Annotated in this window: 12 protein-coding genes; 8 read left to right on the forward strand and 4 right to left on the reverse strand. The window is 63.0% G+C overall.

Going from position 1 to position 13,642, the window contains the following annotated elements:
* Positions 1 to 145: 145 nt before the first annotated feature.
* Positions 146 to 1,819, forward strand: coding sequence for an electron transfer flavoprotein-ubiquinone oxidoreductase (locus tag ACYQ47_RS30080; protein ID WP_250464410.1), 1,674 nt, complete (start codon positions 146 to 148; stop codon positions 1,817 to 1,819).
* Between the two features lie 136 nt (positions 1,820 to 1,955).
* Here ACYQ47_RS30080 and aroC read toward each other — a convergent pair whose 3' ends face one another.
* The 3 genes from aroC to ACYQ47_RS30095 form a co-directional block, all read right to left on the reverse strand.
* On the reverse strand, positions 1,956 to 3,062 hold the full coding sequence (aroC, locus tag ACYQ47_RS30085) for a chorismate synthase (RefSeq protein ID WP_459908365.1): 1,107 nt from the start codon (positions 3,060 to 3,062) through the stop codon (positions 1,956 to 1,958).
* Between the two features lie 52 nt (positions 3,063 to 3,114).
* Positions 3,115 to 5,058, reverse strand: coding sequence for an MFS transporter (locus tag ACYQ47_RS30090; RefSeq protein WP_459908367.1), 1,944 nt, complete (start codon positions 5,056 to 5,058; stop codon positions 3,115 to 3,117).
* A gap of 196 nt (positions 5,059 to 5,254) precedes the next feature.
* Positions 5,255 to 5,707 carry a CBS domain-containing protein gene (locus tag ACYQ47_RS30095; RefSeq protein WP_244827687.1) on the reverse strand — a complete coding sequence of 151 codons (453 nt, stop codon included), beginning with the start codon at positions 5,705 to 5,707 and terminating at the stop codon, positions 5,255 to 5,257.
* A 239-nt stretch (positions 5,708 to 5,946) separates the two neighbouring features.
* Here ACYQ47_RS30095 and ACYQ47_RS30100 point away from each other — a divergent pair, with 239 nt between their 5' ends.
* From ACYQ47_RS30100 to ACYQ47_RS30110, 3 genes are all read left to right on the forward strand, one after another.
* A complete protein-coding gene (locus ACYQ47_RS30100) occupies positions 5,947 to 7,299 on the forward strand; it encodes an O-acetylhomoserine aminocarboxypropyltransferase (RefSeq protein WP_250508892.1) in 1,353 nt (450 codons plus the stop codon).
* Positions 7,296 to 8,126 carry an alpha/beta fold hydrolase gene (locus ACYQ47_RS30105; RefSeq protein WP_459908369.1) on the forward strand — a complete coding sequence of 277 codons (831 nt, stop codon included), beginning with the start codon at positions 7,296 to 7,298 and terminating at the stop codon, positions 8,124 to 8,126. The genes ACYQ47_RS30100 and ACYQ47_RS30105 overlap by 4 nt, the downstream gene beginning before the upstream one ends.
* Before the next feature lie 324 nt (positions 8,127 to 8,450).
* Positions 8,451 to 8,771, forward strand: coding sequence for an Mpo1-like protein (locus ACYQ47_RS30110; protein ID WP_244827684.1), 321 nt, complete (start codon positions 8,451 to 8,453; stop codon positions 8,769 to 8,771).
* A 9-nt stretch (positions 8,772 to 8,780) separates the two neighbouring features.
* Here ACYQ47_RS30110 and ACYQ47_RS30115 read toward each other — a convergent pair whose 3' ends face one another.
* Positions 8,781 to 10,088 carry a YihY family inner membrane protein gene (locus ACYQ47_RS30115; RefSeq protein ID WP_404989076.1) on the reverse strand — a complete coding sequence of 436 codons (1,308 nt, stop codon included), beginning with the start codon at positions 10,086 to 10,088 and terminating at the stop codon, positions 8,781 to 8,783.
* Between the two features lie 95 nt (positions 10,089 to 10,183).
* On the opposite strand from ACYQ47_RS30115, the gene wrbA reads away from it, so the two are divergent.
* The 4 genes from wrbA (at position 10,184) to ACYQ47_RS30135 (ending at position 13,620) form a co-directional block, all read left to right on the forward strand.
* Entirely contained in the window at positions 10,184 to 10,798 is a 615-nt protein-coding gene (gene wrbA, locus ACYQ47_RS30120) for an NAD(P)H:quinone oxidoreductase (RefSeq protein ID WP_459908372.1), read from the forward strand.
* Positions 10,799 to 10,825: 27 nt separating this feature from the next.
* On the forward strand, positions 10,826 to 11,212 hold the full coding sequence (locus tag ACYQ47_RS30125) for a DUF2069 domain-containing protein (RefSeq protein WP_459908374.1): 387 nt from the start codon (positions 10,826 to 10,828) through the stop codon (positions 11,210 to 11,212).
* 147 nt (positions 11,213 to 11,359) lie between these two features.
* Positions 11,360 to 12,820, forward strand: coding sequence for an FAD-binding oxidoreductase (locus ACYQ47_RS30130; RefSeq protein WP_459908376.1), 1,461 nt, complete (start codon positions 11,360 to 11,362; stop codon positions 12,818 to 12,820).
* A complete protein-coding gene (locus ACYQ47_RS30135) occupies positions 12,817 to 13,620 on the forward strand; it encodes a metallophosphoesterase (protein ID WP_459908378.1) in 804 nt (267 codons plus the stop codon). The genes ACYQ47_RS30130 and ACYQ47_RS30135 overlap by 4 nt, the downstream gene beginning before the upstream one ends.
* Positions 13,621 to 13,642: the final 22 nt, after the last annotated feature.

Consider the following 13,642-nt stretch of genomic DNA (forward strand, 5'->3'; position numbering starts at 1 on the left):
CGCTAGTGGCATCGACACCGATTTCGCGGCGCCGTCTAGAATAGTACGATCGTACTCGATCAGACAAGGTCGGTTGCAGCCTGCCTGACGTTCGCTGACAATACGCGATCTTAAAAGGCCATTCTAACGGTACAGAGGAGCATTGATGACCCCGGCGAGCCTTATCGAGCAGTACGGTCCCCGCGAATCGATGGAATACGACGTCGTCATCGTCGGCGGCGGGCCAGCCGGTTTGTCGGCGGCTATCCGGTTAAAGCAGCTTGCGCAAGAAAAAGGCGTCGAAATCGGCGTGTGCGTGCTGGAAAAAGGTTCGGAGATCGGCGCGCACATTTTGTCGGGCGCGGTCATGGACCCGCGCGGTCTGTCCGAACTCATCCCCGACTGGAAGGAAAAAAACGCACCGCTCGACGTCGAAGTGACCGAAGACCGCTTCCTCTTTCTCACGCAGGACAGCGCGAAGCAGGTGCCGAACTGGCTGCTTCCCGACAACTTCAAGAATCACGGCAACTACGTCGTGAGTCTCGCCAACGTCACGCGCTGGTTGGGCGCGCAGGCGGAGGAACTGGGCGTCGAGATCTTCCCGGGCTTTCCGGCCGCCGAAGTGCTGTACAGCGACAGTGGCGCGGTGAAAGGCGTCGTCACCGGCAATCTGGGCATCGGCAAGGATGGCGAGCCGACCGAGAACTTCCAGCTCGGCATGGAATTGCACGCGAAGTACACGCTCTTCTGCGAAGGCGCGCGCGGGCATCTCGGCCGTCAGTTGATGGACAAGTTCAAGCTCAATCAGAATGCCGATCCGCAGGTATATGGCATCGGCATCAAGGAATTGTGGGAGATCGATCCCGTCAAGCACAAGCCGGGGCTCGTTATCCACACGGCGGGCTGGCCGCTCGATCCCGACACGTACGGCGGCTCGTTCCTTTATCACATGGACAACAATCAGGTGATGGTGGGCTTCGTGGTCGGGCTCGGCTATTCAAACCCGTACCTTTCGCCGTTCGAAGAGTTTCAGCGCTACAAGACGCATCCGGCCATTCGCCCGTTCCTCGAAGGCGGCAAGCGCATTTCCTACGGCGCGCGCGCCATTACCGCGGGCGGCCTGATGTCGTTGCCAAAGCTCGTGTTTCCGGGCGGCGCGCTGGCCGGCGACGACGCGGGCTTTTTGAACGCATCGCGCATCAAGGGCAGCCACGCGGCGATCAAGTCCGGCAAGATGGCCGCCGAAGCCGCCTTCGACGCGGTGCAGGCGGGCCGTCAGAGCGACGAGTTGAGCGCGTATCCAGAAGCCTTCGATACTTCCTGGCTCAAGACCGAACTGCATCGCGCGCGCAATTTCAAGCAGTGGATGAGCAAGGGCCTGTACCTCGGCACGTTCATGGTCGGGCTGGAACAGAAGGTCATGGGCGGCAACGTGCCGTGGACGCTGCATCATCAGCATTGGGATCACGAGATGCTGAAGCCCGCGTCGCAGAGCAAGCCGATCGTTTATCCGAAGCCGGATGGCAAGCTGACGTTCGACAGACTTTCGTCGGTGTTCATTTCGAACACGAATCACGAAGAGAATCAGCCGGCGCATCTGACGCTGAAAGACCCGAGCGTGCCGGTGAACGTGAATTTGCGGACCTATGCAGGTCCGGAAGGACGTTATTGCCCGGCAGCGGTGTACGAGTTCGTGAAGACGGACGATGGCGGCGAACGTCTGCAGATCAACGCGCAAAACTGCGTGCATTGCAAGACATGCGATATCAAGGACCCGACGCAGAATATCGTGTGGGTGACGCCTGAAGGCGGCGGCGGGCCGAATTACCCGAATATGTAATCGGGTGAGATGGTGGGCCGCGCGTGGGCGCGGCTGTCGTACGGCGCCGGTCTTGAACCGGCGCCGTGCTTTTATCGGCGAGGATAATGCCGTCGCGGTCAAGCCTCCCGTTCAGAAAAGCGCAATCAACGCGCGATCAACTAGCCGGCGTATGCGCCGCAATCTTCGGCGTGCCGACGACGACATCGCCGTTCTGCGCACGATGCCTCAGCGCGTGGTCCATTAGCACGAGCGCAAGCAGGGCCTCGGCGATAGGCGTCGCGCGGATCCCCACGCACGGATCGTGACGGCCGAAGGTCTCGACAGTCGCGGGCGCGCCCGATTTGTCGATCGACTGACGCGCCGTGCGAATGCTCGATGTCGGCTTGATCGCAATCGACACGGTGATGTCCTGCCCGCTCGAAATGCCGCCGAGAATGCCGCCCGCATTGTTGGTCGCGAAACCTTCGGGCGTCATCTCGTCGCCATGCTGCGAACCGCGTTGCGCCACGCTCGCGAAGCCCGCGCCGATCTCGACGCCCTTCGCTGCATTCAGGCCCATCATCGCCTTGGCGATGTCGGCATCGAGTCGATCGTAAAGCGGCTCGCCCAAGCCGACCGGCACGCCGCTCGCGACCACTTCGATGCGCGCGCCGACCGAGTCGCCGTCGCGCCGCAAGTTGTCCATGTACGCCTCGAGTTGCGGCACCACGTCGGCATTCGGCGCGAAGAACGGGTTCTCGCGCACATGTTCCCAACCGACGAACGGAATGGGAATCTCGCCGAGCGCGCTCATGTAGCCGCGCGTTTCCACGCCGAACTTTTCGCGCAACCATTTCTTCGCGACCGCGCCTGCCGCGACTGTCGGCGCCGTCAGACGCGCCGACGAACGGCCACCGCCGCGATAGTCGCGCACGCCGTATTTCTGCCAGTAGGTGTAATCGGCGTGACCGGGGCGGAAGGTTTCGACGATATTGCCGTAGTCCTTGCTGCGCTGATCCGTATTGCGGATAAGCAGCGCGATGGGCGTGCCGGTGGTCACGCCTTCGAATACGCCCGAGAGAATCTCGACCTGATCCGCTTCCTGGCGCTGCGTCACGTGGCGCGACGTGCCGGGACGGCGGCGGTCCAGTTCGACCTGGATATCGGCCTCGCTCAGGGCCATGCCGGGCGGGCAGCCGTCGATCACGCAGCCGATCGCCGGTCCGTGCGACTCGCCGAAGTTGGTGACGGTGAAAAGCGTGCCAAGGGTATTGCCGGACATGAGCGTCGACCTTAGAAAAGTGCCGGGGAAACCGACATTATGCCAGTGGCATCTAGCGCCGCGCCCCGCGCAACGCCGTCACGATCTGCTGCAAACGTTCCGGCGTCGCCTCGTCCGGCGCGATCGGTTCGCCTACCGCCAGCGTCAGGCGGGTCATGACGCCGCGTTGGATAGGCCGCGGCCAGCGCGCATCTTCATGACGCGAAAACACGCTGCCCCACAAGCCTCGCAGCGCGACCGGCACGACCGGCGCCGGATGCCGCCGCAGGATCTGCGAAATGCCGTGCCTGAACGGATTGATCTCGCCCGTACGCGTGAGTTTGCCTTCGGGAAAGATGCACACGAGCTCGCCCTCTTCGAGCGCTTCGGCGCATTTCTGGTACGCGCGTTCGAGCAATTCCGCGTCTTCGTGCGCGGGCGCGATCGGAATGGCCTTCACATGGCGGAACAGCCAGCCGATCACCGGCGAGCGAAAGATGCGGTGATCCATCACGAAGCGGATCGGGCGCGGACTTTCGGCCATGATGACGACGGCATCGACGAAACTGACGTGATTGCACACCAGCACCGCCGCTCCGCGCGATGGAATGCGCTCGGCATCCACGAGACGAATGCGGTAGAACGTATGCACCAGCACCCAGGCCATGAAGCGCAGCAGAAACTCCGGCACGAGCGAATAAATGTACGCGGCGACAACCACGTTGAGCAGCGCGGTCGCGAGAAAGAGCCCGGGAATGCCGACGCCGAGCGCCGTGAGCCCGAGCGCCATCAACGCCGAGACGATCATGAAGAACGAGTTCAGGATATTGTTCGCGGCGATGATGCGCGCCCGATGCGTCGGCTGGCTGCGCGCCTGAATTAGCGCGTAGAGCGGCACGCTGTAGAAGCCGCCGAACATGGCAAGGAGAAAGAGGTCCGCGAGAATGCGCCAGTGCGGCAACGCGAGCAGAAACTCCGCAACGCCGAGCAGATGCCCCGCCGGCGCAATCCGATGACTGGCAAAGAACAGATCGATGGCGAACACGCTGATGCCGATGGACCCGAGCGGCACCAGTCCGATCTCGACGCGCCGCTTCGACAGCTTCTCGCACAAGAGCGAACCCGTGCCGATGCCGAGCGAAAACGTCGCGAGGAGAATGGTGACGACATCGGGGTTCGCGGAGAGCACGTCCTTCGCGAAGTTGAAGAACGACGTGAGAAAAGTCGCGCCGACGAACCACAGCCATGAAATGCCGAGCAGGCTCAGGAACACGGTACGGTCGGCTTTCGCGAGCTTGAGATTGCGCCACGTCTCCGAGACCGGATTCCAGTTGATGCGCAAGTCCGGCTGCGACGCGTTGGACTTCGGAATGAAGCTCGATACGACGCGCCCGATGATCGCGAACGCGAGACACGCAGCCGCGAGCACCATCGCCCCGTGTTCGACCGCACCCGCCGCTGCCCCGCCGACGATCGTGCCGATGAGAATCGCGACGAATGTGCCCATTTCCACGAGCCCGTTGCCGCCGACGAGTTCGGAAGCCTCCAGATGCTGCGGCAGATACGCATACTTCACCGGCCCGAACACCGTGGAGTGCACGCCCATCAGAAATGTGCAGACGTATAAAAGCGGCGCGCTATGCAGCACGAAGCCGGCGCCGCCAATCAACATGACGAGAATCTCGAAGCTCTTGACCAGGCGCGCGAGCGTGGCCTTGTCGTATTTGTCGGCGATCTGGCCGGAGGTCGCGGAGAACAGCACGAACGGCACGATGAAGATGGCCGAAATGAGGAACGCGGCCGTGCCCGGATCGACGCCGGAAAAGCGCGCCGCCTGAAACGTGACGAGCGACGTGAAGCCGACCTTGAAGACGTTGTCGTTCATCGCGCCTAGAAACTGCGTCCAGAAGAACGGCGCGAAACGGAGTTCGCGCAAAAGACCGAACTGGCCTTTCTCGTCGTGGCGTGCGGCGCGGGATGCGCGCGACGAGGCACGCGACGGATTTTTACTACTCATGGCTATCTACAAAAATTGATCCGGAGTTGATCGCGAACCGGGCTTGGATGGCGCCGCGCGATCGAATGCGGATGTCACGGGAAAAGAAGCTCGAAGCCTGCAAAGGCGTTCGAGCCGGACGAAAAAAAGCGCGCCACCGGGGCGCGCTTCCATGGGGTGTCACGCGAAGCGTCGAAGCGTTGGATCGGGCAGGTGCTCAGCGCGCTTCTTCCTGTTGCTCAGGCCAGTCGCGTATATACGCTTTCAGCATGCGATTCTCGAAGCCTTGTTCCTCGACGACCGCGCGCGCGACATCATAAAACGAGATCACGCCCATCAGCGCGCGATTCTCCATGACCGGCAAGTAACGCACGTGATGCTCGAGCATCATGCGCCGCACTTCGTTGACGTCCGTTTCGGGCGTGCAGGTGAGCGGATGGTCGTCCATGATCTTGCGGATGCTCGTTGTGCCGACGCTGCCGCCGTTGTCGCGCAAGGTGACGATGATTTCGCGGAAGGTAAGCATGCCGGCCAGATCGCCGTATTCCATGACGACGAGCGAGCCGATGTCATGCGCCGCCATGGCGTCGATTGCTTCGGCGAGCGGCGTGTCGGGCGTGACCGTGAATAGCGCGTTGCCCTTTACTTTCAGAATGTCGCTGACTCGCATGACTGTCTCCTCGCGAAATGCCTGTTCAATTGCCGAACGTTCTTGAAACCATGTTTCGATGCTATCGGAAAGGCCCGCAAAAAGAAAGCAAAGCAGCCGTGTCTAGCCATTCGGATAAGGCTTTGCGGGCCGATTCCCCATTCGATGTGCGCGTGTTCGCCCTCGGTTTTCCCGCGCGAGGCGGATGTTACGATGATCGACCGCTATTTTCCTGACCTGCTCCACACAGGCCGCCAACCATGCCCGCCAACCGCTTCGACACGCTCGCGCTGCACGCGGGCGCCGCGCCCGACCCCGTGACCGGGGCGCGCGCCACGCCGATCTACCAGACCACGTCGTTCACTTTCCGCGATACCGATCACGCCGCCGCGCTCTTCAACATGGAGCGCTCGGGGCATGTCTATTCCCGCATCTCGAACCCGACGGTGGCGGTTTTCGAGGAACGCGTGGCGGCGCTGGAAGGCGGCGCGGGTGCAATCGGCACGGCGAGCGGCCAGGCGGCGCTGCATCTGGCCATTGCCACACTGATGGGCGCGGGCTCGCACGTCGTGGCATCGAGCGCGCTGTATGGTGGCTCGCACAATCTGCTGCACTACACGCTGCGGCGCTTCGGGATAGAGACCACCTTCGTCGCGCCGCACGATCTCGATGCGTGGCGTCGAGCGGCCCGTCCGGAAACGCGCCTCTTCTTCGGCGAAACGCTCGGCAACCCGGGGCTCGACGTGCTCGATATCGCGGGCGTCGCGGAGATCGCGCATGAGCACGGCGCGCCGCTGCTCGTGGATTCCACCTTCACCACGCCTTACCTGCTGCGACCGCTCGAACACGGCGCCGACCTGGTCTACCACTCCGCGACCAAATTTCTGGGCGGTCATGGCACGACCATCGGCGGCGTGCTGGTGGATGGCGGCACGTTCGACTTCGCGGCGAGCGGACGCTTTCCCGAATTCACCCAGCCTTACGACGGCTTTCACGGCATGGTCTTCGCCGAGGAAAGCACGGTTGCGCCGTTCCTGTTGCGCGCGCGGCGCGAAGGGCTGCGCGACTTCGGCGCGTGTCTGCATCCGCAGGCTGCGTGGCAGTTGCTTCAAGGCATCGAAACCTTGCCGTTACGCATGGATAGGCACGTTGCTAATACGCGCAAGGTGATCGAATTCCTGCTGAGTTCGCCGGCAGTCGAAGGCGTGGCTTATCCCGAACTGCCGACGCATCGCGACCATGCGCTCGCCAAGAGGCTTCTGCCGCGCGGCGCGGGCGCGGTGTTCAGCTTCGATCTGCGCGGCGGCGTGCCGGCGGCGCGCAAGTTCATCGAGTCGCTGACGCTGTTTTCGCATCTCGCCAATGTCGGCGATGCGCGCTCGCTCGTCATCCATCCCGCCTCGACCACGCACTTTCGAATGGACGCGGCGGCGCTCGCCGCGGCGGGTATCGGTCCGGGACGTATTCGTTTGTCTATCGGACTGGAAGATGCGGACGATCTCATCGACGATCTCAAGCGCGGGCTCAAGGCAGCGCAAAAGGCGGCCGAAAGCGCAGAGAGCGGCAAAAGCAGCGAAGGCTCACGCGCCGCGCCGCTTGGGAGCCGCGCATGATGTTCGATATCGCCGGGCGCCCGGCCTACGCCTACACCGGCGGCAAACCGTTCGATGCCGCCAGGCCAACGATCGTCTTCCTGCACGGCGCGCAGCACGATCACAGCGTTTGGGGCTTGCAGACGCGTTACTTCGCGCATCACGGTTTCGGCGTGCTCGCGCCCGACCTGCCCGCGCATGGCCGTAGCGCCGGGCCCGCGTTGAGCACCATCGCCGCGCTCGCCGACTGGACGATTCACCTTCTCGATGCAGCCCATACGGACAAGGCCATTTTCGTCGGGCACAGCATGGGTTCGCTGATCGCGCTCGATGCCGCCGCGCGCCATCCGGCCCGCGCGCTCGGACTGGCGCTCGTCAGCACGGCCGCACCGATGGCCGTCTCCGACATGCTTCTCGATGCCGCGCGCGAACACGAGCCGGAAGCGATCGATATGGTCAACCAATGGTCGCATTCGACCATCGCCGCGAAACCGTCGGCTCCGGCGCCCGGATTCTGGTTGCGAGGCGTCAACCAGCGCCTGATGGAACGCATCAGCGCTCAAGGCGAGGCGCAGCTTTTTCACACCGATTTCAGCGCGTGCGACGGTTACGCGGATGCGCTCGAACGCGCTGCAACGGTGCAGTGTCCGGTACTCGTACTGAGCGGCAAGCGCGATGTAATGACGCCGCCGCGCGCCTCCCGCCCGCTCGTCGAGGCGATGAAGCGTGCGGGCGCAACGGTGAGCGCGGTCGAATTGGACGGCGGTCATGCGCTGATGGCCGAGCAACCGGATGCCGTGCTGGACACGTTGTTTGCGTTCGCGCTGAAGTGTGCGGGGGAACGGTAAGCGCTTTCGAACCGATTGACGATTCTGCGCTGTTGGCCGAGGAACCGGACGCGTCGTTTGTCTTGGCGCCGAAATGTGTGGGGAAGCGGTAAGCGCTTTAGGTCCGAGTGACGATTTTGCGCGGATAGCCGAGTAACCGGACGCGTCGTTCGTCTCGGCGCCGAAGTGCATGGAAAAACCGGTGAGCGCGTGGTCTGCAAGAAGTTGAACGCCTCACGCGTATCAAAGCCTTGCATCGCTTGCACCACCACGCGCGCCGTCGCAGAATGAATCTTGCTGGCGCTTTCGTCAGGTGGAAGGCACCGCATCGACCGGGAGGCGATCATGGCGCAGACGACACACGGAGAACACTTCGCGAACTTCGCCGAGTTCTATCCGTACTATCTGGACGAGCATCGCAATCTGACATCGCGCAGGCTGCACTTTTTAGGCTCACTCGGCGTGATTGGCTGCATTGCCATGGCCATCGCCACCGGCGACTGGCTCTGGCTGCCGGCCGCCGTGATCTGCGGCTACGGCTTTGCGTGGATCGGCCACTTCTTTTTCGAAAAGAACCGCCCTGCCACCTTTCGCCATCCGGTCTATAGCCTGATGGGCGACTGGGTAATGTTCAAGGACATCTGCATCGGCAGGATCTCGCTTTGAACCGCGCACTCAGGCCGGTTGCTGCGGCATGGAAGAACGCGGTGTTTCGAGCAGGCGCGGGTTTGTGAGCGCCGCCGCGCGCGCCGCAACGAGCGAGTTGAGCGTGGCTTCGAGCCTGTCGTTTTCGAGCGCTTCCATCAGCGCCGTACGATCGAGATGCGTGGCATCGAGACGCAATTGATAATCCAGTTCCTCCCGGTCGATCACGAACTGGTCGAACAGCATGGTCATGGTGATGTGCGCCGGGTTGGCGATCAACACGAAACGCGGCATCTTCGAGTCTTCGAGCCGGCCGATCCAGCCGAGCGCATCGAGCCGCGTGATCAGGCGCGTGGAGGTATCCAGATCGCAACGCGCCATCTTGGCGAGTTCCATCGCCGTGTAGCCAGGCTTGCCTTCGTCGCGCAATTCGACGAGTCGCGCGAGTATTTCGAGCGCGTAAAGCAAGTCGCTGCCCGGAAAGTCGCGCCGATGATATTGCCCGATGCGAATGGCCGGCAACGCGGACGTCACCATTGCTCCGACGAGTGCGATCATCCAGCAGAGATAAACCCACAGCAGAAACACCGGCAGCGCGGCGAACGCGCCATACACGGCGGTGTAAGTGGGAATACGCCGCACGTAGTAGCCGAAGCCGCGCTTGCCCAGTTCGAACGCCACCGCTGCAATCAGCCCGCCAATGACGGCATCGCGCCATTCGACCTTGCAGTTCGGCATGAACACGTAAATGATGGTGAAGGCAAACACCGTGAGCGGCAACGAAACGCCCGTGAGCGCCCATTCGACGATAGGCGGCATGAGATTGTGCGACCCCGCGAACGCGATCGAATGCGCGAACACGTAGGACGAGATGGACAGACTGCAGCCGAAGAGAATAGGCCCGAGTGTGATGATGGCCCAATAGACCATGACGCGTTGCGCGAACGGGCGCGCCTTCTTCACGCGCCAGATGACGTTGAGCGCCGATTCGATCGTCATCATGGTCATCACCGAGGTGACGAACAGGATAATGAGGCCGACCGTGGTCAAGCCCTTCGCTTTCGCGGCAAACTGGTTCAGATAATTGAAGATCTGCGTGTTGATCTGCGTCGGCATCAGGTGCGCCGCCAGGAAGTCCTGCAACGACGACTGGAACGAACCGAAAATGGGAAACGCGGTGAAGAGCGCGAACGCGACGGTTGCGAGCGGCACGACGGACAGCACGCTCGTGAACGTGAGACTGCCCGCCACCTGCGCGACGCGATCCTCGCCAAGACGCCGCGCGACGAAACCGGCGAGACGCTTGACTGCCGCGAGATCGATGAAAACGTGCCGCAAACGCATTCTCCCAAGCGAGGCCGCGTGCGGCTATCGCCCTGCGCGCCCCTAAAAACAGGCTAATCCCTATAATAGCCGTTCACTAAAAAAGCCTTATGAACGACATCCTCGTGCTCTACTACAGCCGCCACGGCGCGACCCGCGAGCTTGCGCTCGCCATCGCCCAGGGCGTCGACAGCGTTCCTGGCATGGCCGCGCGGGTGCGCACGGTGCCGCCGGTGTCCACCGTCTGCGAAGCCACGCAGCCCGACATTCCCGCCGACGGCCCGCCTTACGCCGAGCTGCGCGATCTGGAGGAATGTGCGGGTCTTGCGCTCGGTTCGCCCACGCGCTTCGGCAACATGGCCGCGCCGCTAAAATATTTCCTCGACGGCACCACGCCGCAGTGGCTGTCCGGCGCGCTCGCGGGCAAGCCGGCGAGTGTCTTCACCTCCACCGGCAGCCTGCACGGCGGCCAGGAAACCACGCTGCTCTCGATGATGCTGCCGCTTCTGCATCACGGCATGCTGATCGTCGGCATTCCTTACACCGAGTCGCGCCTGACTACCACGCAAAGCGGCGGCACGCCTTACGGCGCATCGCATCATGCGCGCACGGGCGACGCCAGCCACCACGGCATCACCGCCGACGAGAAAGCGCTCGCCGTCGCGCTCGGCACAAGGCTCGCGCGCACCGCGCTCGACCTCGTGCGTGGCGCGAAGGCCGCTTAAGTCCGTTTGAGCCCGCTTAAGCCCAACATGACCGCACCTTCGCTGACCGAGCCGCGAACGAACGCGCCGCTTGCCATCGGTGCGCTGACGAGTCTTGCCGCGCTCATCGTGCTCTCGCTTCTCTGGGAGCTGTGGCTCGCGCCGCTGCGTCCCGGCGCATGGGTACTCGCGTTGAAAGCACTGCCACTTGCATGCGCGCTGCCCGGTGTCATCAAGCGCAACGTCTATACCTTGCAATGGGCTTCGATGCTCGTTTTGCTCTACTTCGCCGAAGGCATCGTGCGCGGCATGACCGATACCGGCCTCTCCGCGCGCCTCGCCTGGCTCGAAACTTTGCTTGCGTTCGCATTCTTCGTCTGCGCGCTCGGCTTCGTCGCCCCCTTCAAACGTGCGGCGCGTGCAAGAAAACGCTAAATCGTTCGCTTTTTTCCATACGGACGTGATGCTTTTTAGCACGGATCGAAACGCTGCGCGCGGCCTATGCCATTCGGCCGAGGCGCAAGCCGCGCCCCGCTGCGCGATACTGTCGACTACGCTACACGGTCCAATCTGCCCTCATCCATGACTGCCTCTCACGCCCTGTTCATCGCCGCCTGCACCGAACTGCTCGGCGCGTCCCACGTTCTCACGCACGATCACGACACCGAGCCGTTTCTCGTCGACTGGCGCAAGCGCTATCGCGGCAATGCGTGCGCCGTGCTGCTTCCCGCCGATACCGCGGAAGTCGCCGCCGTCGTCGGACTCGCGCATGAACACGGCGTGGCCATCGTGCCGCAAGGCGGCAACACGGGACTCGCGGGCGGCGCAACCCCCGACGAGAGCGGCGCGCAAGCGGTGTTGAGCCTGCGCCGCCTGAACCGCATTCGCGGTATCGATCCGCATAACAACACCATTACCGTCGAAGCGGGCGTCGTGCTCGCCGAAGTCCAGGCACGCGCCGAAAGCGCACAACGTCTCTTCGCGCTGAGTCTCGCGGCCGAAGGCAGTTGCACGATCGGCGGCAACCTCTCGACCAACGCGGGCGGCACGGGCGTTCTGCGTTACGGCAACACGCGCGAGTTGTGCCTGGGCCTCGAAGTCGTGACGCCGCAAGGCGATATCTGGGACGGCCTGCGCGGCTTGCGCAAGGACAACACCGGTTACGATCTGCGCGATCTGTACATCGGCGCGGAAGGCACGCTCGGGATCATCACGGCGGCGGTGATGAAATTGCATCCCGCGCCGGTCGCGCGCGTGACAGCGCTCGCGGGTCTAGCCTCGCCGCACGCCGCACTCGATTTCCTGGCAATGGCGCAACGTCACGCAGGTGCGCTCCTGACCGGCTTCGAGCTCATGTCCGACTTCTCGATGCGCCTCGTCGGCCGGCATTTTCCGCAACTTCGGTATCCGTTCGGCGAACCGCACGCGCAAACCGTGCTGCTCGAACTCTCCGACAGCGAAAGCGACGAACACGCCCGCGCGCTCTTCGAAAGGCTGATGGAACAGGCTATGGAAGAAGGTATCGTCAAAGATGCCGTGGTCGCGGAAAGCCTCGCGCAGTCGCAGGCATTCTGGGATTTGCGCGAGCATATCCCGCTCGCGCAGGCGGAGGAAGGGCTGAACATCAAACATGACATTGCGGTGCCGATCTCGAGCATCGGCCGCTTTATCGAGGAAACCGACGCGATCATCGCTCGAGCCACGCCCGGCGCGCGCATGGTGACCTTCGGACATCTAGGCGACGGCAATCTGCATTACAACGTGCAGGCGCCCGAAGGCGTCGATCAGAAGCAATTTCTCGAAGCGTTCCAGACGCCGATCAACGCGCTCGTCTACGACCAGGTGCATGCGCATCGCGGCAGTATCAGCGCGGAGCACGGTCTCGGGCAACTGAAGGTGGACGAAGCGATGCACTATAAATCGGCCGTCGAGGTGCGCCTCATGCAAAGCATCAAGGCCGCGCTCGATCCCGAGAATCGCATGAATCCGGGCAAGGTCGTGCGCTGGGCGCAAGCCGGGACAAGGAAGGAGAACATCGCATGAAGATACGCGTGCTGTCGGACCTGCATCTGGAAAACGACGAGCCGCTCGCGATTCCTTATGCCGAAGCCGATCTCGTCGTGCTGGCGGGCGATATCCACAATCACGCCGAGGGCGTGCGTTGGGCGGTGGAGAATTTCGGTTCGGATGTGCCTATCGTCTATGTGCCGGGCAATCACGAGTACTACGACGCCGAATTCGGCGCGATGGAAGTCGCCATGCTCGACGCGGCGCAAAGCGTGGACAACGTGCATTACCTGAACAACGCGGCGCTCGTCGACCGGCGCGGCGCGTGGCGCGTTCTCGGCACGACGCTCTGGACCGACTTCGCGCTGTTCGGGTCGAGCGACGAAGAAATCGGCCGCGCGCAGGAAGCGTGCATCAAGGTCATGCTGGATTATCGAGGGCTGATCCAGCTCGCGTGGCCGGAGCAAAACGGCGAACCCCGCGCGTTCGCACCGGAAGATTCCCTCGCGCTGCACGAGCAAGCGCGCGCGTGGCTCGAAAACGAATTGGCCAGACCGTTCGCGGGCCAGACGATCGTCGTCACGCATCACGCGCCGTTGCGCGAAAGTCTGTCCGAGCGGTATGCGACGGATATCGTGTCGGCGGGCTTCGTCAATCATCTGCCGACGCTCGCCCGCACGCCCGCCGCGCTTTGGATTCACGGCCACACGCATACGTCGTTCGACTACACGGCGAATGGGACGCGCGTGGTCTGCAATCCGCGCGGCTACTTCGACCGTCGCTCCGGGCGCTGGGAAAACGAACAGTTCGCCTGGGACAAGGTCGTCGAAATCTGACGGAGCAACGCGAATAACAGGA

The sequence above is a fragment of the Caballeronia sp. HLA56 genome, assembly GCF_054655155.1.

Excerpts from the sequence above, each read along its gene's own strand:
- ACYQ47_RS30080 (WP_250464410.1), top strand. The coding sequence starts at position 146 with ATGACCCCGGCGAGCCTTATCGAGCAGTACGGTCCCCGCGAATCGATG.
- aroC (WP_459908365.1), bottom strand. The coding sequence starts at position 3,062 with ATGTCCGGCAATACCCTTGGCACGCTTTTCACCGTCACCAACTTCGGC.
- ACYQ47_RS30090 (WP_459908367.1), bottom strand. The coding sequence starts at position 5,058 with ATGAGTAGTAAAAATCCGTCGCGTGCCTCGTCGCGCGCATCCCGCGCC.
- ACYQ47_RS30095 (WP_244827687.1), bottom strand. The coding sequence starts at position 5,707 with ATGCGAGTCAGCGACATTCTGAAAGTAAAGGGCAACGCGCTATTCACG.
- ACYQ47_RS30100 (WP_250508892.1), top strand. The coding sequence starts at position 5,947 with ATGCCCGCCAACCGCTTCGACACGCTCGCGCTGCACGCGGGCGCCGCG.
- ACYQ47_RS30105 (WP_459908369.1), top strand. The coding sequence starts at position 7,296 with ATGATGTTCGATATCGCCGGGCGCCCGGCCTACGCCTACACCGGCGGC.
- ACYQ47_RS30110 (WP_244827684.1), top strand. The coding sequence starts at position 8,451 with ATGGCGCAGACGACACACGGAGAACACTTCGCGAACTTCGCCGAGTTC.
- wrbA (WP_459908372.1), top strand. The coding sequence starts at position 10,184 with ATGAACGACATCCTCGTGCTCTACTACAGCCGCCACGGCGCGACCCGC.
- ACYQ47_RS30125 (WP_459908374.1), top strand. The coding sequence starts at position 10,826 with ATGACCGCACCTTCGCTGACCGAGCCGCGAACGAACGCGCCGCTTGCC.
- ACYQ47_RS30130 (WP_459908376.1), top strand. The coding sequence starts at position 11,360 with ATGACTGCCTCTCACGCCCTGTTCATCGCCGCCTGCACCGAACTGCTC.
- ACYQ47_RS30135 (WP_459908378.1), top strand. The coding sequence starts at position 12,817 with ATGAAGATACGCGTGCTGTCGGACCTGCATCTGGAAAACGACGAGCCG.